The following is an 18,664-nucleotide window of genomic DNA, read 5'->3' on the forward strand; positions in this document are numbered from 1 at the left end:
TCTAATCTTAAACTCCACGTTGGTTGTCGTAGAGGAGGGTATGGAGTTGAGGAAGGACGCGGACATTGCCCCAGCTATCGTCGGCAGCGATGCGTTCCCAGAGTTCTTTGAGGCGGTCCAGTTGATCTTGGATAATATTGCCTGTGGCCTTGGGCTCAGGATTTCCAGCCGATAAGAAGAGGACATCTGGTTGGTAGCGTTCTTGAATTCCTTTGGCAAAAGCCAAATCTGCATCATCAAAGACAGGGATTTTAAAGGTGACCTTATCTGGATCTAGTTGGGAAACGATAAAGTCCAAGGTCTCAAAGTTGACTTCCATCTTGGATGAAGGAGGTTTGGGACTCAGAGTGACCTGGTCGATGTCTTTCAACCAATTTTGCCAGCGAGAACCTTGGGTTTCAACAGCCAGAGTGACACCACGTTCCTTTAGTTTGGTGACCAATTCGGCCATGTTAGCTGCTAGGATAGCAGGATTTCCCCCAGATAGGGTGACATAGTCGTAGCTACCTAGTTTATCCAAGGCAGCAATGACTTCGTCAGCTGTCATGCGAGTTGGTTTTTCAGAACCATCCCAAGTAAAGGCAGAGTCGCACCAGTCGCAGTGGTAGTCGCAACCAGCAGTGCGGACAAACATGGTTTTCTGCCCGATAGCACGACCTTCACCTTGAAAAGTTGGGCCGAAAATTTCTAGAACTGGTAGTTTGAGGACACGTTCCCTAGTCATCTAACCACTCCCGTCTAAACTCTGCAAAGGCAGTCGGAGTCTCATAGAGGCGAACGTATTCCAAACGGAGACCACGTTCGTCTGGCAACTCTTGATTCATGGTTTGGAAAATCCAGTAAACCATATTTTCAGCAGTCGTGTTCATATAGGGCAGGGTTTCATTGAGATAGCGATGATCCAAGTGGGGTTCTAAGTAGTTCTTGTAGATAGCTTTGATATCTCCGAAATCGTAGGCCATGCCACGTTCATCTAAAAATCCACTGACAGCAATCTGCAAATGATAGGTGTGGCCATGCAGGGATTTGCATTTTCCCTCATAGTGAAAGAGGTGGTGGGCAGCGTCAAAGGTAAATTCTTTTGATACCAGGGTTCTGTGAGAATTGTAGACAAGAGACTCGCCAGTTTCTTGTTTGATTTCTTTGGGTGCAAAAAACATTAGGCCTCTCCTTTCTGTGACAGATAAACATCTAGACCATGTTGACGTAGATGGCAGGCTGGACAATCTCCACAGCCACTTCCGATAATCCCGTTGTAGCAGGTCAAGGTCTTTTCACGAACATAGTCAAAGGCACCGAGTTGATCAGCCAACTCCCAAGTTTCAGCCTTGTCCAGCCACATAAGAGGTGTTTGGATAACAAAGTCGTAATCCATGGCAAGGTTGAGGGTTACATTAAGGGATTTGACAAAGACATCTCGACAATCGGGGTAGCCTGAGAAGTCTGTCTCGCAGACACCTGTCACGATATCTTTAATGCCTCGTTGCTTAGCAAGGACTGCCGCAAAGGATAGAAAGAGGTGGTTACGACCATCAACGAAGGTATTGGGAACCTCTCCCTCTTTTTGCTCAATCTCTAGATCAGAAGTCAAGGCATTTTCAGTGATTTGTCCCAGCAGAGACATATCTAGGATGTGATGACGAACACCTTGTTCCTTAGCGATTTCTCTAGCAACTTGAATTTCAAGATGGTGGCGTTGGCCGTAGGAAAAAGTGACGGCTTCGACCGTTTCATAGTGTTCTTTAGCCCAAAAGAGGCAGGTTGTAGAATCTTGACCGCCACTAAAGACGACCAAGGCTGATTGACGTTTCATAGTACTCCTTCCAAAATGGGAAATGTTCAGAGCACGCAAAAAGCTCCCATGAGGGAGCTAAAAAATACCAAGTAGAGGTTTTTTTTAGCGATGGCATGTCCCAAACATCGTAATATTCTACCTACAGTCTAGCATATTTTTTGAAAAATGGCAAAGGGCAAGAAAAAAGAGACCAAAGAAAGTACTTGGTCTCTCGTTTGATTAGCTCAATTCAGCAACGATGGCCTTGATTTGTTCTGCAGTATGAACACCTGCAACTTGTTTCACTACTTGGCCGTCTTTTTTGAAGAGAAGAGTTGGGATAGACATGATTCCAAAAGCACGAGCTGTATTTGGATTTTCATCAACGTCCATTTTAACGATTTTCAAGACATCTTCTGAAAGTTCTTCAGACAATTTATCCAAGATTGGACCTTGCATACGACATGGACCACACCAAGTTGCCCAGAAGTCTACCAAGACCAAACCGTCTTTAGTTTCTTGTTCGAATGTTGCATCTGTAATTGCTTTTGCCATTGTATTTCTCCTTTTTTAGTTATATTGGCTTAAATCTTGTTTCTTGAGATAGAAGAAGATATCTCCATAAGTCCCATGGTAGTCCAAATCATGACCGTTGTAAGTTAATTTTTGGACAGGGTAGTAGTCTGCGACGCCGATAAGACAAGCTTGTTGTGAACGATCAAAGTCTTCATAAGATTCGAAAGTTACAGTTCTTTCGTTCTTGCTGGCATCTAGATAGGTAATTTCAATCATTTTAAAAACTCCTTTGTTTAATGATGACTTTATTTTACTCCTTGTAAAAGAGAATGTCAAGAAAAATGATTGCGCACGCAACTTTTTTTCTAAAATCATCTTAAATCAAGAAATCTAAACCAGTTTCCAAGCTTTCTTCGACAGCTTTCTGTAGAGAGGCCAGTGTCTTTTGCCCATCACCTGTCAGGCAGATAAAACTAGAGCGTCTATCTTGATCACAACACCTGCGACTAAGTAGACCGCAATTTTTGGCTTCCAAGCGAGCCACCATCCGAGAAACAGCGCTCGGGCTCAGATGAAGCTTATCTGGCAGGTCAATCTGGCGTAGAGATTTTTCTTGAGCCAAGTCCAGATAGTAGAGCAGGTAGAACTCTTTCAAGGTCAGACTTTGCTCGCTCTGCTGAGCAATTGTCTCTTCCAAGAGACTTTCAATTTCTTTCTGACGCCGATTGAAATCAAACCATTTTTCCAAATAGGTCATAGTATCTCCTTTCTTTTTAGAGTTATAAAATAGAAGAAGGTCCATTCACGGACAGTCTTTGTATCACAAGATGATTGCGCATGCAATAATTATACTACTTTTCAAGAAAGCTGGCAAGAAGGATGCTAGAATCTTTCACCCTAAATCATGCCTGTTTTCACTTGTTTTTAATTGTCTGTATCCCTTTTCCTCTCTAATTTTCATTATCTCTTGTGTGTTTCCTTGAAATTTTCTGAAAAAAGAGTAAACTGGTATGCAGAAGTCTATTTCGTGGAGTTTAGGATGAAATTATATGTTCAATTAATGATTCTCTTTGTGATTTCTCTAATCGGAGAGGGAATTTCCAGTTTCTTTCATTTGCCTATCCCAGGCAGTATTATCGGCTTGATTATTCTCTTTCTAGCCCTACAATTTAAGTGGCTGAGAACCAGACATGTCAATATGGTGGGGAATTTCTTGCTGGCCAATATGACCATTCTCTTTTTGCCACCAGCAGTGGGAATCATGGAAAAGTTTGATGTCATTGCTCCCTATCTCTTGCCCATTGTTTTGATTGTCTTTTTTGCGGCTGTCATCAATATTATCCTCATAGCCTTGGTAGTTCAGTTCATCAAGAGACGGTTTGAGGGAGATTATGAGAAAGGAGATGCCAAATGAGTGAATTTGTTTCCAATCCCCTGTTTGGGCTTGCCCTGTCTATCCTAGCTTATCTAGTAGGAATGCTGATTTACAGACGTTTTCCCCATCCTTTGACAACGCCCTTGCTTTTGTCAGCTATTTTCATTATCATCTTTCTAAAGGTGACGGGTATTTCTTACCAAGATTACTACCAAGGTGGGGTTTATCTGAACAACTTGATTGTCCCATCGACTGTTGCTCTAGGGATTCCCCTTTATAAGAGTTTTCACTTGATGAAGCACCATGCTCGGAGTATTCTCTTTGGTAGTCTGCTAGCAGTAGTTGTCAATACCTCTTTCACAGCCCTTGTGGCCAAAATCTTTGGCATGGATTTTTTCCTAGCCATTTCTCTCTTTCCCAAGTCAGTAACAACCGCCATGGCAGTGGGAATCACAGAAAAATTGCAAGGTCTGACGACCGTGACCTTGGTGGTTGTAGTGGCAACTGGGATTTTAACCAGTGTCATCGGCCCAACCCTTTTGAAGTGGTTGAAAATTGACGACCCAGTAGCTGTTGGTCTTTCCCTTGGAGGAACAGGCCATGCAGTCGGAACAGGGACAGCCTTTCGATATGGTTCTGTAGCAGGAGCCATGGGTGGCTTGGCTATCGGTGTCACCGGTATTCTCTATGTCTTTGTCAGCCCCATTGTAGCCAGTTTGATATTGAGTTAAAAAGCAAGGAATTCGGGTTCCTTGCTTTTTCAAATCGTATGTTATAGACTATTACTTTTCTTTGCTTAAGTGAATGACTTGGTCATAGTGTTTTAAGTCTTCTTCCGTGTAGTGGTGAATAATTTCAATGACTGTTTGAGGTAGGGAGAAGAGCAAGTCGCTAATTTTTCTGCTATTTTCCGAGTCAAGATTGGCCTTAATCTCATCGGCTAAGATGAGTTGGCTATCATGGTAGAGGGCGCGGGCGATTTCTAGGCGTTGTTTCTCGCCACCAGACAGACTGTCGTTGCTGAGGGGGCGATTTTTCAAATGTTCTAATCCTGTTTTTTTGAGTATATGATTCAAAGTCTCTGGACTTTTATCCAGTCCTAGAAGGATATTGTCTTCCAGAGAGAGCGTGTCAAAGTAATGGCTATCTTGGAGGATATAGGAACTAAAGCTTGTGATTTCTTTACGTGACAGATTTTGACCAGCAAAGCTAATCTGTCCACTTGTTGGTATCTCTTCTCCATGAATGATATTGAGCAGGGTTGTTTTACCAGAGCCACTTTCGCCGATAATGGCAATTTTTTCTCCTTGCTTGATGTGCATGGAAATCGGAGACAGGAGGCTATTTCCATCTTTTTCTAGGGAGATGGTGTTAAGCTGGATAGGGAAAATATTTTCTATGCTTCTAGGCGAGATGGAGTCAGACTGGTCCAAAAGTTTTTGGTATTTGTTAAGAAGAGTTTGAGTCGCTTTTCGAGTGTTGGTAAAGTAGGCCAACTCTTGGAATTGATAGCCGATATTATGGGAAACCAGATAGATGGCCACAAAACTAGCCGCATCTAAATAATTATAGTAGGTCATAAAGCCACCGATGACGATTGGTGTGACAGAACAAAAGGCATCGATACTATTGATCAAGAGACTGTTTAAAGTTCGTTGTTTTTCATAGTTAATTTCGGTATCTAGACTGGTTTGTAATTGCTTTTGGTAGCGAGCAAAAAAGTAGTCTTGCCCCTGATAATGGCGAATTTGTTGGCTACCGCCAATAAAATTTGTCAAGCTTGCTAAGTAGCTTTGGTTAACAGTGGACCGCTTTTCAGAAAGTGAGTCCAAACGCTTTGATCCGATAGCACTGCATAGTACAGGAAAGGAGTAGAAGAGGATGAAAATCAAGCCTAGGTAAAAATTGGTCCACAGGGCATAGAGAATGGACACAGTGGTAAAACCCAGAGAAGAAATGATGATGACCGTTGGCTCAATATAGTTTTCTTCTAGTTGCTTGACGTCGTTTTCTAGGTCAGACAAAATATCCTTTTCATCGATCTCATAACTGTTTAAAAATCGCTTGAAAATAGCACTCTTGATTCCATATTTGAAGTCAGTAATCAAACGGGCGTAGTAATAGCGTTTCCCAGCCAAACCTAGTAAGAGAATGAGATTACCAAGGATTCCTAAAATCAAAACTTTCCAAAGAAGGCCTAGCTCTTGATTGGTAAAACTAGCAACAATATTCTGAACAAGAGCTGGTGTGATAATTGCTTCCAGCCAAGTAATGGTAATAGAAAAGAAGTAAAGTACGAGGTGCTTCTTAGTAACAAATCTTTTCAGCATAAAGAGTTGACCTCCTTATCGATATACATGTAATTAGTTTTAAAGTCATTATACTCCTTTTTATTGAATACTTCATATAAAAATGTAAATCCTGAGGTCGAAAAAAGTCTAGCGAGTTATTGTCGCTAGACTTTAAAACTATTGTAAATTAACCTTGTTTTTCAAAATGTGATAAGTTCCTAGATAGTAGATGGCTATAAGAATAACTTCTTCCAGAATAGTCATGATAATGCCCATCTGGAACTGATCAGCTCCTCCTGTGGTTGATGGGAAGTAGAAACCAGGGTTAGAACGATAGAAGAGTTCAATAAAGCCAACGACAATTTGGATACCAATGTAGGCTACAATTGACAGTGCGGTACGGTATTCATTGAAAAGCTGTCCAATGGAAATAGCCAAGTAGATGCAGAGGATTCCAGAAATAGTATTTAGTAGGAAGGATACCCCCATAAGAGAGAGTTGAGGAAGATGTGTTTCTATAAATGGAATCACGTCAGAAGTTGCAAACCAATCTGGAGCCGTAAGGGTCAGAACAATGAAAGCACTGATTGCTAGTACAGTAGTGCTGACAATAGACCAGATAAAGGCACCGACTAGTTTGGCTGAGATGATATAATGTTCAGAAACTGGCAATGTCAAAGTCAGATAACCTTGTCGGTCATAGACACTACCTTTGAAGCGTTTAATAATCAAGAAGATAGTTGAAATCACAAGTGTAACCATCAAACCACCAAAGACAGTAGATAGAAAAAATAGCATAGTAGCCTGACTTTCTTGGTAAGGTAGATTTTTAAAGCCTTGTGTCTGTATTCCGATAAAGGCAGAAAGGGCTAGAACGGCAGCGTAGAGGGCTAAATACCACTTGTTAACATTTTTAAATTCGTAGCGAACTAAATTCCAAAACATAATAATCTCCTTTTTTTAGGCCTTAAATTCCTGACGGAAGAGTTGGTCAATGGATTCACCTGACTCATAGCGGATATCATCTACATTTCCTTGACGAACGACTTTTCCGTCTTTCAGGAAGACAATTTCATCCAAGATTGGCTCGATATCAGAAATCAAGTGGGTAGAAATCAAAACGGTAGAAGTTGGGGAGTAGTTGTTGATAATAGTATTGAGGATATACTCACGGGCTGCTGGGTCCACCCCACCAATGGGTTCGTCCAAAACGTAGAGACGAGCATCACGACTCATAACCAAAATCAGTTGTACCTTTTCCTTGTTTCCTTTTGATAGTTTTTTGAGACGACTATTTTCATCAATGCCGAGGTCTGCAAGTAGATGATGGGCACGTTCAAGATTGAAATCTTTATAGAAGGTCTTGAAGTAGGTTAGGGCTTCTTTGACCTTCATTTGCTCATTGAGATAGGTCGTATCTGGCAAATAAGCTACGATGGCCTTGGTTGCTGGGCTTGGATCCATGTCGTTGATAAGGACGCGTCCTTGATCTGGCTGCAAGAGGCCATTGATTAGTTTAATCAGGGTTGTTTTCCCTGAGCCGTTTGGTCCAAGGAGACCAACAATTTTTCCGGCTGGAATGTCAAGGGAAACATTTTCAAGGGCTGGGGTTGCTCCATATGATTTGGATACATTTTCAAATGCTAGTAATGACATAGGCTTAAACTCCTTTAATATAATCGCCAACTACGCCTGGTAGTTCTTCTTTTTCATAGCCAAAATGGGTCATGGAGGAAACGAAGTGTTCCAATTCTTCTTCCGATAATTGTTTGCGCGATTGGGTGATTAGCTCCTTATCCTCAGTCACAAATCGTCCAGTTGTGCGCTTACTGTAGACAAAGCCTTCTCGTTCAAGGTCTGACAAGGCTCTTTGGATGGTGTTTGGATTGACACCCGCCTCGCTAGCGAGCTCTCTCACGGTTGGAAGTTGTTGATTGGGTTCTAGTGTATGGGAAACAATCTGAAGCTTGATTTTCTCCATAATCTGTAAATAGATGGGTTTTTTGTTGTCAAATGTCCAGGACATCTTGGTCTCCTTTCTTTTATCCTTTTGTCTTAATAAAATAATACAACAAAACAAAAAACTTGTCAAGCAAAAAGAAGAATTGTTTTGGGAATCGTTTAAAAAATGGTATAATGAAAAGAAAACGATAAGGAGGGAAAGGATGCGTTGTCCAAAATGTGGGGCTACCAAGTCAAGTGTTATCGATAGTCGCCAAGCAGAAGAAGGGAACACTATTCGTAGAAGACGTGAGTGCGACGAATGCCAGCACCGTTTTACAACCTACGAAAGAGTAGAAGAAAGAACCTTAGTGGTTGTTAAAAAAGATGGCACACGGGAACAGTTCTCCAGAGATAAAATCTTTAATGGGATTATCCGCTCAGCCCAGAAACGTCCTGTGTCAAGTGATGAAATCAACATGGTAGTCAATCGTATCGAACAGAAACTCCGTGGTCGAAATGAAAATGAAATTCAAAGTGAGGACATTGGTTCACTCGTCATGGAGGAGTTGGCTGAGTTGGATGAGATTACCTATGTACGTTTTGCCAGTGTCTATCGTAGTTTTAAGGATGTGAGTGAGTTAGAGAGCCTGCTCCAACAAATCACCCAGTCCTCTAAAAAGAAAAAGGAAAGATAAATGAAGCCAATTGACCGTTTTTCTTATCTAAAGAATAATCGGGTGTCGCAAGATACCTCATCTCTGGTACAGTGCTACCTCCCGATTATCGGTCAGGAGGCACTGAGCCTTTATCTTTATACAATCAGTTTTTGGGACAATGGTAGAAAGGAATATCTCTTTTCAAGCATTCTCAACCATCTCAACTTTGGGATGGATAGATTGATAAAATCTCTGAAAATCCTATCTGCTTTCAATCTCTTGACTATCTATCAAAATGGGGATGTTTATCAGTTAGTCCTCCATGCTCCTCTCTCTAGTCAAGACTTCTTGGAGCATCCTGTTTATCGCAGACTTTTGGAGAAAAAGATTGGCGATGCAGCTGTAGAGGATTTGAAAGTTGAGAGTGCTGAGGGAGAAGAAATATCTGTCTCACTCAATCAAGTCTTTCCAGATTTGGCAGAACTAGGAAGTCAAGAAGACCTTAGTCTCAAGAAGAAAGTGGCCAACGATTTTGACTTGGACCATTTTCGTCAGCTTATGGCTCGAGATGGGCTTCGTTTTGCGGATGAGCAGTCCGATGTCTTAAACCTCTTTGCCATTGCCGAGGAGAAGAAATGGACTTGGTTTGAAACCTATCAATTGGCTAAGTCAACAGCTGTTTCCCAGGTTATTTCAACCAAACGCATGCGTGAAAAAATTGCTCAAAAACCGGTTTCCTCTGACTTTAGTTCTAAGGAAGCAACTATTATCAAGGAAGCAAAAAGTAAAACTGCCATGCAGTTTTTGGCAGAAATCAAGCAGACACGCAAGGGAACCATTACCCAAACAGAAAGAGAACTCTTGCAACAAATGGCTGGCTTGGGCTTACTGGACGAAGTCATCAATATCATTCTCTTATTGACTTTTAATAAGGTGGATTCGGCAAATATCAATGAGAAATATGCCATGAAGGTAGCCAATGACTATGCTTATCAAAAGATTCATTCGGCAGAAGAGGCAGTTCTTCGGATCCGTGAACGTGGGCAAAAGAGTCAGGCTCAAAAAGGCAGTAAACCCAGTCCTACCAAGTCCAATGTACCCAAGTGGAGCAATCCAGATTATAAGAATGAAACCAGCGAGGAAACTCGTCTGGAACTAGAACGTAAGAAACAAGAACTATTAGCTCGATTAGAAAAAGGAGGAGATTAGATGGAAAGTGTCGGAGACGTACTCAAACGTCAACCTAGCCGTTTTCACTATCAAGATTTAGTCCAGAAAATCATGAAGGACCCTGATGTTGCGGCCTTTATCCAGCAAGAATCCCTCAATCAGGACGAGTTGAACCGTAGTATTTCCAAGTTTAACCAATACATCACTGAGAGAGATAAATTCCTCCGAGGAGATACAGATTATATTGCCAAAGGCTACAAGCCGATTTTGGTTATGAATCATGGCTATGCGGACGTTTCTTATGAAGAAACTCCTGAACTAATTGTGGCTGAAAAAGAAGCGGCTATTAAGAACCGTCTCAGGTTAATCAATCTGCCAGCTACTCTCAAGAAAGCTAGTTTAGCTCAAGTAGACTTGGATGATTTGGGTCGCTTGCCAGTTTTTGAAAAGCTATTAGCTTTCGTGGAGCAATATCCAGCTATTCAAAAAGGTCTTTACTTGTATGGAGACTTTGGTGTGGGTAAAAGTTTCATGGTGGCTGCCTTAGCCCATGATTTATCAGAAAAACGTGGTGTTTCATCAACTCTCCTCCATTATCCTAGCTTTGTCATTGATGCTAAAAATGCCATCAGTGATGGCAATGTTAAGACCTTGGTGGATGAGATCAAGCTTTCTGAAGTCCTGATTTTAGATGATATTGGTGCCGAGCAATCAACACCTTGGGTGCGTGACGAAATCCTACAAGTCATTCTCCAATATCGGATGCAGGAAAATTTACCGACCTTTTTCACATCCAACTTCAACTTTGAAGAATTGGAGCAGCATTTCGCTAAAGGGAAACATGGAAATGACGAAACCTGGGAAGCCAGACGCGTCATGGAACGCATCCGTTATTTGGCTGAGGAGACTCGTTTAGAAGGAGTAAACCGTCGATGACAGAAACAATCAAATTAATGAAGGCTCATACGTCAGTGCGCAGATTTAAGGAGCAAGGCCTTCCTCAGGAAGACTTGACTGAAATCCTGACAGCAGCTCAGATGGCTTCATCTTGGAAGAATTTCCAATCCTACTCTGTGATTGTGGTGCGAAGTCAAGAAAAGAAAGATGCTCTGTATGAATTGGTACCTCAAGAAGCCATTCGCCAGTCAGCTGTTTTCCTTCTCTTTGTCGGAGATTTGAACCGAGCAGAAAAGGGAGCACGACTCCATACCGATACATTCCAACCTCAAGGGGTGGAAGGGCTCTTGATTAGTTCGGTCGATGCGGCTCTTGCTGGACAAAATGCTTTACTAGCAGCTGAAAGTTTGGGCTATGGTGGTGTTATTATTGGCTTGGTGCGGTACAAGTCAGAAGAAGTGGCAGAGCTATTTAACCTGCTTGACTACACCTACCCTGTCTTTGGGATGGCACTAGGTGTGCCAAATCAACATCATGATGTGAAACCAAGACTGCCACTGGATAATGTAGTCTTTGAGGAAGAATACCGAGAACAGTCAACTGAGGCAATCGAAGCTTATGACCGTGTACAGGCCGACTATGCTGGGGCGCGTGCGACCACAAGCTGGAGTCAGCGCCTAGCAGAACAGTTTGGTCAAGCTGAACCAAGCTCAACTAGAAAAAATCTTGAACAGAAGAAGTTATTGTAGAAAGTGAGAAATTATGGCCCTACCAACTATTGCCATTGTAGGACGTCCCAATGTTGGGAAATCAACCCTATTTAATCGGATCGCTGGTGAGCGAATCTCCATTGTAGAAGATGTCGAAGGAGTGACACGTGACCGTATCTATGCAACGGGTGAGTGGCTCAATCGCTCTTTTAGCATGATTGATACAGGAGGAATCGATGATGTCGATGCTCCTTTCATGGAACAAATCAAGCACCAGGCAGAAATTGCCATGGAAGAAGCCGATGTTATCGTCTTTGTCGTGTCTGGTAAGGAAGGAATTACCGATGCAGACGAATACGTAGCTCGTAAGCTTTATAAAACCCACAAACCAGTTATCCTCGCGGTTAACAAGGTGGACAACCCTGAGATGCGAAATGATATCTATGATTTCTATGCTCTCGGTTTGGGTGAACCACTGCCTATTTCATCTGTCCATGGGATCGGTACAGGGGATGTGCTAGACGCGATCGTAGAAAATCTTCCAAATGAATATGAGGAAGAAAATCCAGATGTCATTAAGTTTAGTCTGATTGGTCGTCCCAACGTTGGAAAATCAAGCTTGATCAATGCTATCTTGGGAGAAGACCGTGTCATTGCCAGTCCCGTTGCTGGAACAACTCGTGACGCTATTGATACCCACTTTACAGATACAGATGGTCAAGAATTTACCATGATTGATACGGCTGGTATGCGTAAGTCTGGTAAGGTTTATGAAAATACTGAGAAATATTCTGTCATGCGTGCCATGCGAGCTATTGACCGTTCAGATGTAGTCTTGATGGTCATCAATGCGGAAGAGGGTATCCGTGAATACGACAAGCGTATCGCAGGATTTGCCCATGAAGCTGGTAAAGGGATGATTATCGTGGTCAACAAGTGGGATACTCTTGAAAAAGACAACCACACTATGAAAAACTGGGAAGAAGATATCCGTGAGCAGTTCCAATACTTGCCTTACGCACCGATTATCTTTGTATCAGCCTTGACCAAGCAACGTCTCCACAAACTGCCTGAGATGATCAAGCAAATCAGTGAAAGTCAAAATACACGTATTCCATCAGCTGTCTTGAACGATGTGATTATGGATGCTATTGCCATCAACCCAACACCGACAGACAAAGGGAAACGCCTCAAGATTTTCTACGCGACCCAAGTGGCAACCAAACCACCAACCTTTGTCATCTTTGTCAACGAAGAAGAACTCATGCACTTTTCTTACCTACGTTTCTTGGAAAATCAAATTCGCAAGGCCTTTGTCTTTGAAGGAACACCGATCCATCTCATCGCAAGAAAACGCAAATAAAAAAGTAGAATCTGGAATGACATTTCCAGATTTTTTTGATAGAATGAAGTTAAAGAAAACGCTATCAAAAGAGGTGCTGCTGATGGAACATTTGTTTAAATTCTTATTTTTAGCACCTTACTTTTATTTTGATAACTGGATTGAAAAGGCCAACAGAAATAGTAAATTTTTCCCAATTTTTTACTATTTTTACTGGTTTTACATCCCCCTCTATGCTCTTTTTAGCCTTGCTTGGACAGTTATTTCAGTTCTGTTTTTCAATATCGTCTTGAGAAATGTGACAGATATCAAGTTATGGGGCATTTGGTTTCTTTTTATTTTGCTAGCTATTGTTATGAATTGGTTAACTTATTCCTGTTTCAGAAAAATGTTTCGCTTGAGACGGGAACTAGGAAAGTCTAAAGGTGGAAGGCATTGATTTATATGGGTAATAACATTTAATAGAACGAAACTAAAGAAAACAATTTCAAAGAGGAGGTGTCGATGATGAAATTGTCGTTTAATTGGTTTCATTTGATACTCTTATTTCCTTGTTTTTATTTTTTCTATTGGATAGACAATGCTGACAGAAACAGTAAAATTTTTCCCATCTTCTACTATTTTTACTGGATTTATATTTCCCTTTTAGCTCTGTTTAGCTTGGATATGACAATTTTTTCATTCTTATTTTTCCCTTTTGTTCTGAGCCATGATTCAGATGCTAGTACTTGGGGTGTTGGGTTGATTTTGATAGTCATATCTCTAGGCAGTGACTGGTTAGATTATATCTTTTTCAAAAAAATGTTTCGCTTGAGACGGGAACTAGGACAATCTAAAGGCGAAAGGCATTGATTTATATCGGTTTTTATTGATAGGAGGTAGCTTATGGCACATCTAAAATCATTTATTACACGCTATTCTAAGGTCTATATTGGTTTAGTTCTGTTCATCTGGATTGCTTTCTTCTTTCTTCCTTGGGGCAGTCCGATTCTGGGGGGGAAGATTGACCTCTTCATCATACAGAAAGTCTTGCTAGTTTTTGGTGTTCTGTCCATTTTGATGGCCTTGCTATCCAAGAAAGTCAGTCTCTTTGTTTTTGGATTGATCTGCTGTTTTTCTCTTTGGATTAACCTATTTATTCTATTTGCTCTTTTGCCGATTTTTGGCAATTAAAGCATCATAAAAGTCAGAGAGGTTAGCTTGGAAACTAGCCTCTTTTTCCTTTTCAAAATGGGGATTCTTCCTTGAAAATAATCAGTAATTGTGCTAAAATTAAAAGAACATTCTAAAATATTCGGAATTTAAAGTAAGGAAAAACATGGCTAATATTTTAAAAACAATTATCGAAAATGATAAAGGAGAAATCCGTCGTCTGGAAAAGATGGCCGACAAGGTTTTCAAATACGAAGACCAAATGGCTGCTTTGACAGATGACCAACTAAAAGCAAAAACAGTTGAATTTAAAGAACGTTATCAAAATGGAGAATCACTGGATTCATTGCTTTATGAAGCATTTGCGGTTGTCCGTGAAGGTGCCAAACGTGTCCTAGGTCTATTCCCATATAAGGTTCAGGTCATGGGGGGAATCGTTCTTCACCATGGTGACGTGCCAGAGATGCGTACAGGGGAAGGAAAAACCTTGACTGCGACTATGCCAGTATACCTCAATGCCCTTTCAGGTAAAGGGGTTCACGTAGTTACGGTCAATGAATATCTGTCAGAACGTGACGCGACTGAGATGGGTGAATTGTACTCATGGCTTGGTTTGTCAGTAGGGATTAACTTGGCTGCCAAATCTCCAATGGAGAAAAAAGAAGCCTATGAGTGTGATATTACTTACTCAACCAACTCAGAAATCGGATTTGACTACCTTCGTGATAACATGGTCGTTCGCGCTGAAAACATGGTACAACGTCCGCTTAACTATGCCTTGGTCGATGAGGTTGACTCTATCTTGATTGACGAGGCCCGTACACCTTTGATTGTATCAGGTGCTAATGCGGTTGAAACTAGTCAGCTCTACCACATGGCAGACCACTATGTAAAATCGTTGGACAAAGACGACTACATCATTGATGTGCAGTCTAAGACTATTGGTTTGTCTGATTCAGGGATTGACAAGGCTGAAAGCTACTTCAAGCTTGAAAACCTTTATGACATCGAAAACGTAGCTCTGACTCACTTTATCGATAACGCCCTTCGTGCCAACTACATCATGCTTCTCGATATTGACTATGTGGTGAGCGAAGAGCAAGAAATTTTGATCGTCGACCAATTTACAGGTCGTACCATGGAAGGTCGTCGTTATTCTGATGGATTGCACCAAGCCATTGAAGCCAAAGAAGGTGTGCCAATCCAGGATGAAACCAAGACATCTGCCTCAATCACTTACCAAAACCTCTTCCGTATGTACAAGAAATTGTCTGGTATGACGGGTACTGGTAAGACTGAGGAAGAAGAATTCCGTGAAATCTACAACATTCGTGTTATTCCAATCCCAACAAACCGTCCTGTTCAACGTATTGACCATCCAGATTTGCTTTTTGCTAGCATTGAAGCTAAGTTTAAGGCCGTTGTTAAAGACGTTAAGGCTCGTTACCAAAAAGGTCAGCCTGTCTTGGTTGGTACAGTTGCGGTTGAAACCAGTGACTACATTTCTAAAAAATTGGTCGAAGCTGGTGTTCCTCACGAAGTCTTGAACGCCAAAAACCACTATAAAGAAGCCCAAATCATCATGAATGCTGGTCAGCGTGGTGCTGTTACCATCGCAACTAACATGGCCGGTCGTGGTACCGACATCAAGCTTGGTGAAGGAGTTCGTGAACTTGGAGGACTTTGTGTTATTGGTACAGAACGTCATGAAAGCCGTCGTATCGACAACCAGCTTCGTGGACGTTCAGGTCGTCAGGGAGACCCAGGTGAGTCACAATTCTACCTATCTCTCGAAGATGATTTGATGAAACGTTTTGGTTCTGAACGCTTGAAGGGAATCTTTGAACGTCTCAACATGTCTGAAGAGGCGATTGAGTCTCGTATGTTGACACGTCAGGTTGAAGCGGCACAAAAACGTGTCGAAGGAAATAACTACGATACCCGTAAACAAGTCCTTCAGTATGACGATGTCATGCGTGAACAACGTGAGATTATCTACGCTCAACGTTACGACGTCATTACTGCAGATCGTGACTTGGCACCTGAAATTCAGGCTATGATCAAACGCACGATTGGTCGTGTCGTTGATGGTCATGCGCGTGCAAAACAAGATGAAAAACTAGAAGCAATTTTGAACTTTGCTAAGTACAACTTGCTTCCAGAAGATTCTATTACGATGGAAGACTTGTCGGGCTTGTCTGACAAGGCAATTAAGGAAGAGCTCTTCCAACGTGCCTTGCAAGTTTACGATAGTCAGGTTTCAAAACTACGCGATGAAGAAGCAGTTAAAGAATTCCAAAAAGTCTTGATTCTACGAGTGGTGGATAACAAGTGGACAGATCATATCGATGCCCTTGATCAATTGCGTAACGCGGTTGGACTTCGTGGCTATGCTCAGAACAACCCTGTTGTTGAGTATCAGGCGGAAGGTTTCCGTATGTTTAATGACATGATTGGTTCGATTGAGTTTGATGTGACACGCTTGATGATGAAAGCACAAATTCATGAACAAGAAAGACCACAAGCAGAACACCATATCAGTACAACAGCGACTCGAAATATCGCTGCCCACCAAGCAAATATGCCTGAAAATCTGGATTTGAGCCAGATTGGACGGAATGAACTTTGCCCATGTGGTTCTGGTAAGAAGTTTAAAAACTGTCACGGTAAAAGACAATAAAATGAGATAGTTTAGAGGCGGATACCTTGTGAAAAGTAAATTTTTACTTGGTATCCGTTTACTTTATAAGGAGATGAGTTATGGTATTTACAGCAAAAAGTCCTAAAATTAATATTGAAGAAGTGCGTGCCTTATCAAAATTAGAAGGCCAAGCTTTGGAGATAAAATCACAGCGCGATAAAGAGCTAGAAGCCATTATACGTGGAGAAGACCAGCGGATTCTCTTGGTAATCGGGCCATGCTCATCTGACAATGAAGAAGCTGTTCTTGAATACGCTAAGCGTTTGGCAGCTTTGCAAGAAGAAGTGGCAGACCGTATCTTTATGGTTATGCGTGTTTATACTGCTAAACCCCGTACCAACGGAGATGGCTATAAGGGCTTGATTCACCAGCCTAATGCGACAGAAGCGCCTAGTCTTATCAATGGAATCAAAGCCGTTCGCCATCTTCATTATCGTGTTATCACAGAAACAGGAATGACAACGGCTGATGAAATGCTTTATCCTGAAAATCTACCGCTTGTGGATGATTTGATTTCTTACATGGCGGTTGGTGCCCGTTCAGTTGAAGACCAGCAACACCGCTTTGTGGCAAGTGGAGCAGATTTCGCGACTGGGTTTAAAAATCCAACATCTGGAAATCTCAATGTTATGTTTAATGGGATTTATGCTGCTCAAAACAAACAAAGTTTCCTTTTCCTAGGAAAAGAAGTGGAAACAACTGGGAACCCGCTTTCGCACGCTATTCTTCGTGGAGCAATCAATGAGTATGGTAAGAATATTCCCAACTACTACTATGATAATTTGATGGATACTATTGCTCAGTATGAGAAGATGGGCTTGGAAAATCCTTTTATCATTGTGGATACCAATCATGACAACTCTGGTAAGCAATATATGGACCAGATTAGAATTGTCCGCCAGACCTTGATTAACCGTGATTGGAATGAAAAAATCAAGCAGTACGTTCGTGGCTTTATGATTGAGTCTTATCTAGAAGACGGCCGTCAAAACGAACCGGAAGTATTTGGCAAGTCTATCACAGACCCTTGTCTTGGCTGGGATAATACGGAAGCCCTTGTCAGAGAAATCTACCAAACGCTAGGAGAATAAGATGACATTTATTGAAAAAGGTCAAGAAATCGATATTGAAGCAATCAAGGCAGAAACTCAATTGTCTGCGGAAGCCTTGCGACTAAAGGAGCGTCGTGATAGAGAATTGGCAGACATTATTTCAGGTGAAGATGACCGTATCCTTTTGGTGATTGGTCCTTGCTCTTCTGATAATGAAGAGGCTGTCTTGGAATATGCCCGCCGTTTGTCCGCCTTGCAAAAGAAGGTGGCGGACAAGATTTTCATGGTTATGCGTGTTTATACAGCTAAACCACGCACCAACGGAGACGGCTATAAAGGTTTAGTTCACCAGCCAGATACTTCTAAGGCTCCAAGTCTGATTAACGGTTTGCAGGCTGTGCGTCAGTTGCACTACCGTGTGATTACAGAGACTGGTTTGACAACGGCAGATGAGATGCTTTATCCGTCAAATCTGGTCTTGGTAGATGATTTGGTCAGCTACCATGCTGTAGGAGCTCGTTCTGTGGAAGACCAAGAGCACCGCTTTGTGGCCTCAGGGATTGATGCACCAGTCGGGATGAAAAATCCAACCTCTGGAAATCTTGGTGTCATGTTTAATGGCATCTATGCCGCTCAAAACAAACAAACCTTCCTCTTTCATGGCCAAGAAGTTGAGACTTCAGGAAATCCCTTGGCCCACGTCATCCTTCGTGGCGCAGTTAATGAATATGGGAAAAATGAGCCTAACTTTTACTATGAAACACTGCTAAATGCTATTGAGCGTTATGAAACTATGGGACTTGAAAATCCTTTTATCCTCATTGACACCAACCATGACAACTCAGGCAAGCAATATATGGAGCAGATTCGAATTGTTCGCCAGACCTTGCAAAATCGTGATTGGAATGAGAAGATTAAAAAGACAGTTCGAGGCTTTATGATTGAGTCTTACCTAGCAGATGGTCGTCAAAATCAACCAGAGGTCTTTGGTTGCTCTATTACCGATCCTTGCCTAGGCTGGGAAAATACAGAGGCCTTGGTAGAAGAGATTTATGCTACCTTGACAAAATAAGTGAAAAGGATG

Annotated in this window: 23 protein-coding genes; 13 read left to right on the top strand and 10 right to left on the bottom strand. The window is 41.8% G+C overall.

What is annotated here, in order from left to right; all coding sequences use genetic code 11:
- Positions 1–7: 7 nt before the first annotated feature.
- The 6 genes from queE to ACERDH_RS03290 all read right to left on the bottom strand — a co-directional run bounded on the left by queE (position 8) and on the right by ACERDH_RS03290 (position 3,047).
- Positions 8–724: a 7-carboxy-7-deazaguanine synthase QueE gene (gene queE / locus ACERDH_RS03265; protein ID WP_000196461.1), complete on the bottom strand. Its 717-nt coding sequence runs from the start codon at positions 722–724 to the stop codon at positions 8–10.
- Entirely contained in the window at positions 717–1,160 is a 444-nt protein-coding gene (gene queD, locus ACERDH_RS03270; protein WP_386679429.1) for a 6-carboxytetrahydropterin synthase QueD, read from the bottom strand. Before queD ends, queE begins: the two co-directional genes overlap by 8 nt.
- Complete coding sequence (gene queC / locus ACERDH_RS03275; RefSeq protein ID WP_386679431.1) at positions 1,160–1,813, bottom strand: 7-cyano-7-deazaguanine synthase QueC; 654 nt, start codon at positions 1,811–1,813, stop codon at positions 1,160–1,162. Before queC ends, queD begins: the two co-directional genes overlap by 1 nt.
- A gap of 201 nt (positions 1,814–2,014) precedes the next feature.
- The gene (trxA, locus tag ACERDH_RS03280) at positions 2,015–2,329 is read right to left on the bottom strand and encodes a thioredoxin (protein WP_001029581.1); all 315 of its coding nucleotides are present in this window, start codon (positions 2,327–2,329) and stop codon (positions 2,015–2,017) included.
- A 15-nt stretch (positions 2,330–2,344) separates the two neighbouring features.
- Positions 2,345–2,566 carry a DUF4649 family protein gene (locus ACERDH_RS03285; RefSeq protein WP_000570255.1) on the bottom strand — a complete coding sequence of 74 codons (222 nt, stop codon included), beginning with the start codon at positions 2,564–2,566 and terminating at the stop codon, positions 2,345–2,347.
- Between the two features lie 100 nt (positions 2,567–2,666).
- Positions 2,667–3,047 carry a MarR family winged helix-turn-helix transcriptional regulator gene (locus ACERDH_RS03290; protein WP_045611106.1) on the bottom strand — a complete coding sequence of 127 codons (381 nt, stop codon included), beginning with the start codon at positions 3,045–3,047 and terminating at the stop codon, positions 2,667–2,669.
- Positions 3,048–3,329: 282 nt separating this feature from the next.
- On the opposite strand from ACERDH_RS03290, the gene ACERDH_RS03295 reads away from it, so the two are divergent.
- Both ACERDH_RS03295 and ACERDH_RS03300 read left to right on the top strand, forming a co-directional pair.
- Positions 3,330–3,704: a CidA/LrgA family protein gene (locus ACERDH_RS03295; RefSeq protein ID WP_000781325.1), complete on the top strand. Its 375-nt coding sequence runs from the start codon at positions 3,330–3,332 to the stop codon at positions 3,702–3,704.
- The gene (locus tag ACERDH_RS03300) at positions 3,701–4,396 is read left to right on the top strand and encodes an LrgB family protein (protein ID WP_001288943.1); all 696 of its coding nucleotides are present in this window, start codon (positions 3,701–3,703) and stop codon (positions 4,394–4,396) included. The genes ACERDH_RS03295 and ACERDH_RS03300 overlap by 4 nt, the downstream gene beginning before the upstream one ends.
- Before the next feature lie 51 nt (positions 4,397–4,447).
- On the opposite strand, the gene gggC is transcribed toward ACERDH_RS03300, so the two are convergent.
- From gggC to ACERDH_RS03320, 4 genes are all read right to left on the bottom strand, one after another.
- Positions 4,448–5,995, bottom strand: a complete 1,548-nt coding sequence (gene gggC / locus ACERDH_RS03305) for a streptosactin export ABC transporter GggC (protein WP_386679436.1) — start codon at positions 5,993–5,995, stop codon at positions 4,448–4,450.
- Between the two features lie 138 nt (positions 5,996–6,133).
- Positions 6,134–6,901 (bottom strand): hypothetical protein, encoded by a 768-nt coding sequence (locus tag ACERDH_RS03310; protein ID WP_061590385.1) that lies wholly within the window; start codon positions 6,899–6,901, stop codon positions 6,134–6,136.
- Positions 6,902–6,916: 15 nt separating this feature from the next.
- Entirely contained in the window at positions 6,917–7,612 is a 696-nt protein-coding gene (locus tag ACERDH_RS03315; protein WP_000054197.1) for an ABC transporter ATP-binding protein, read from the bottom strand.
- 4 nt (positions 7,613–7,616) lie between these two features.
- Positions 7,617–7,982, bottom strand: coding sequence for a GntR family transcriptional regulator (locus ACERDH_RS03320; RefSeq protein WP_020901665.1), 366 nt, complete (start codon positions 7,980–7,982; stop codon positions 7,617–7,619).
- A gap of 139 nt (positions 7,983–8,121) precedes the next feature.
- Here ACERDH_RS03320 and nrdR point away from each other — a divergent pair, with 139 nt between their 5' ends.
- The 11 genes from nrdR to ACERDH_RS03375 all read left to right on the top strand — a co-directional run bounded on the left by nrdR (position 8,122) and on the right by ACERDH_RS03375 (position 18,652).
- Positions 8,122–8,595, top strand: a complete 474-nt coding sequence (nrdR, locus tag ACERDH_RS03325; protein ID WP_001203672.1) for a transcriptional regulator NrdR — start codon at positions 8,122–8,124, stop codon at positions 8,593–8,595.
- Positions 8,596–9,765, top strand: coding sequence for a DnaD domain protein (locus ACERDH_RS03330; protein ID WP_285389554.1), 1,170 nt, complete (start codon positions 8,596–8,598; stop codon positions 9,763–9,765).
- Entirely contained in the window at positions 9,766–10,662 is an 897-nt protein-coding gene (gene dnaI, locus ACERDH_RS03335) for a primosomal protein DnaI (RefSeq protein WP_386679646.1), read from the top strand.
- On the top strand, positions 10,659–11,372 hold the full coding sequence (locus tag ACERDH_RS03340; RefSeq protein WP_386679648.1) for an NADPH-dependent oxidoreductase: 714 nt from the start codon (positions 10,659–10,661) through the stop codon (positions 11,370–11,372). The genes dnaI and ACERDH_RS03340 overlap by 4 nt, the downstream gene beginning before the upstream one ends.
- A 13-nt stretch (positions 11,373–11,385) precedes the next feature.
- Positions 11,386–12,696 (top strand): ribosome biogenesis GTPase Der, encoded by a 1,311-nt coding sequence (gene der / locus ACERDH_RS03345; protein WP_001207696.1) that lies wholly within the window; start codon positions 11,386–11,388, stop codon positions 12,694–12,696.
- 82 nt (positions 12,697–12,778) lie between these two features.
- A complete protein-coding gene (locus tag ACERDH_RS03350; RefSeq protein WP_386680708.1) occupies positions 12,779–13,114 on the top strand; it encodes a hypothetical protein in 336 nt (111 codons plus the stop codon).
- A 65-nt stretch (positions 13,115–13,179) separates the two neighbouring features.
- Positions 13,180–13,527, top strand: a complete 348-nt coding sequence (locus ACERDH_RS03355; RefSeq protein ID WP_238393768.1) for a hypothetical protein — start codon at positions 13,180–13,182, stop codon at positions 13,525–13,527.
- Positions 13,528–13,560: 33 nt separating this feature from the next.
- Positions 13,561–13,848, top strand: a complete 288-nt coding sequence (locus ACERDH_RS03360) for a hypothetical protein (protein ID WP_386679662.1) — start codon at positions 13,561–13,563, stop codon at positions 13,846–13,848.
- Positions 13,849–13,993: 145 nt separating this feature from the next.
- The gene (gene secA / locus ACERDH_RS03365; RefSeq protein ID WP_386679664.1) at positions 13,994–16,507 is read left to right on the top strand and encodes a preprotein translocase subunit SecA; all 2,514 of its coding nucleotides are present in this window, start codon (positions 13,994–13,996) and stop codon (positions 16,505–16,507) included.
- Positions 16,508–16,587: 80 nt separating this feature from the next.
- Positions 16,588–17,619, top strand: coding sequence for a 3-deoxy-7-phosphoheptulonate synthase (locus ACERDH_RS03370; RefSeq protein ID WP_386679666.1), 1,032 nt, complete (start codon positions 16,588–16,590; stop codon positions 17,617–17,619).
- 1 nt (position 17,620) lies between these two features.
- On the top strand, positions 17,621–18,652 hold the full coding sequence (locus ACERDH_RS03375; RefSeq protein ID WP_254753895.1) for a 3-deoxy-7-phosphoheptulonate synthase: 1,032 nt from the start codon (positions 17,621–17,623) through the stop codon (positions 18,650–18,652).
- Positions 18,653–18,664: the final 12 nt, after the last annotated feature.

The organism is Streptococcus bovismuti, from assembly GCF_042436615.2.
Classification (GTDB): domain Bacteria; phylum Bacillota; class Bacilli; order Lactobacillales; family Streptococcaceae; genus Streptococcus.

Coding starts and splice junctions, on each gene's coding strand:
- queE (WP_000196461.1), bottom strand. CDS start 724: ATGACTAGGGAACGTGTCCTCAAACTACCAGTTCTAGAAATTTTCGGC.
- queD (WP_386679429.1), bottom strand. CDS start 1,160: ATGTTTTTTGCACCCAAAGAAATCAAACAAGAAACTGGCGAGTCTCTT.
- queC (WP_386679431.1), bottom strand. CDS start 1,813: ATGAAACGTCAATCAGCCTTGGTCGTCTTTAGTGGCGGTCAAGATTCT.
- trxA (WP_001029581.1), bottom strand. CDS start 2,329: ATGGCAAAAGCAATTACAGATGCAACATTCGAACAAGAAACTAAAGAC.
- ACERDH_RS03285 (WP_000570255.1), bottom strand. CDS start 2,566: ATGATTGAAATTACCTATCTAGATGCCAGCAAGAACGAAAGAACTGTA.
- ACERDH_RS03290 (WP_045611106.1), bottom strand. CDS start 3,047: ATGACCTATTTGGAAAAATGGTTTGATTTCAATCGGCGTCAGAAAGAA.
- ACERDH_RS03295 (WP_000781325.1), top strand. CDS start 3,330: ATGAAATTATATGTTCAATTAATGATTCTCTTTGTGATTTCTCTAATC.
- ACERDH_RS03300 (WP_001288943.1), top strand. CDS start 3,701: ATGAGTGAATTTGTTTCCAATCCCCTGTTTGGGCTTGCCCTGTCTATC.
- gggC (WP_386679436.1), bottom strand. CDS start 5,995: ATGCTGAAAAGATTTGTTACTAAGAAGCACCTCGTACTTTACTTCTTT.
- ACERDH_RS03310 (WP_061590385.1), bottom strand. CDS start 6,901: ATGTTTTGGAATTTAGTTCGCTACGAATTTAAAAATGTTAACAAGTGG.
- ACERDH_RS03315 (WP_000054197.1), bottom strand. CDS start 7,612: ATGTCATTACTAGCATTTGAAAATGTATCCAAATCATATGGAGCAACC.
- ACERDH_RS03320 (WP_020901665.1), bottom strand. CDS start 7,982: ATGTCCTGGACATTTGACAACAAAAAACCCATCTATTTACAGATTATG.
- nrdR (WP_001203672.1), top strand. CDS start 8,122: ATGCGTTGTCCAAAATGTGGGGCTACCAAGTCAAGTGTTATCGATAGT.
- ACERDH_RS03330 (WP_285389554.1), top strand. CDS start 8,596: ATGAAGCCAATTGACCGTTTTTCTTATCTAAAGAATAATCGGGTGTCG.
- dnaI (WP_386679646.1), top strand. CDS start 9,766: ATGGAAAGTGTCGGAGACGTACTCAAACGTCAACCTAGCCGTTTTCAC.
- ACERDH_RS03340 (WP_386679648.1), top strand. CDS start 10,659: ATGACAGAAACAATCAAATTAATGAAGGCTCATACGTCAGTGCGCAGA.
- der (WP_001207696.1), top strand. CDS start 11,386: ATGGCCCTACCAACTATTGCCATTGTAGGACGTCCCAATGTTGGGAAA.
- ACERDH_RS03350 (WP_386680708.1), top strand. CDS start 12,779: ATGGAACATTTGTTTAAATTCTTATTTTTAGCACCTTACTTTTATTTT.
- ACERDH_RS03355 (WP_238393768.1), top strand. CDS start 13,180: ATGATGAAATTGTCGTTTAATTGGTTTCATTTGATACTCTTATTTCCT.
- ACERDH_RS03360 (WP_386679662.1), top strand. CDS start 13,561: ATGGCACATCTAAAATCATTTATTACACGCTATTCTAAGGTCTATATT.
- secA (WP_386679664.1), top strand. CDS start 13,994: ATGGCTAATATTTTAAAAACAATTATCGAAAATGATAAAGGAGAAATC.
- ACERDH_RS03370 (WP_386679666.1), top strand. CDS start 16,588: ATGGTATTTACAGCAAAAAGTCCTAAAATTAATATTGAAGAAGTGCGT.
- ACERDH_RS03375 (WP_254753895.1), top strand. CDS start 17,621: ATGACATTTATTGAAAAAGGTCAAGAAATCGATATTGAAGCAATCAAG.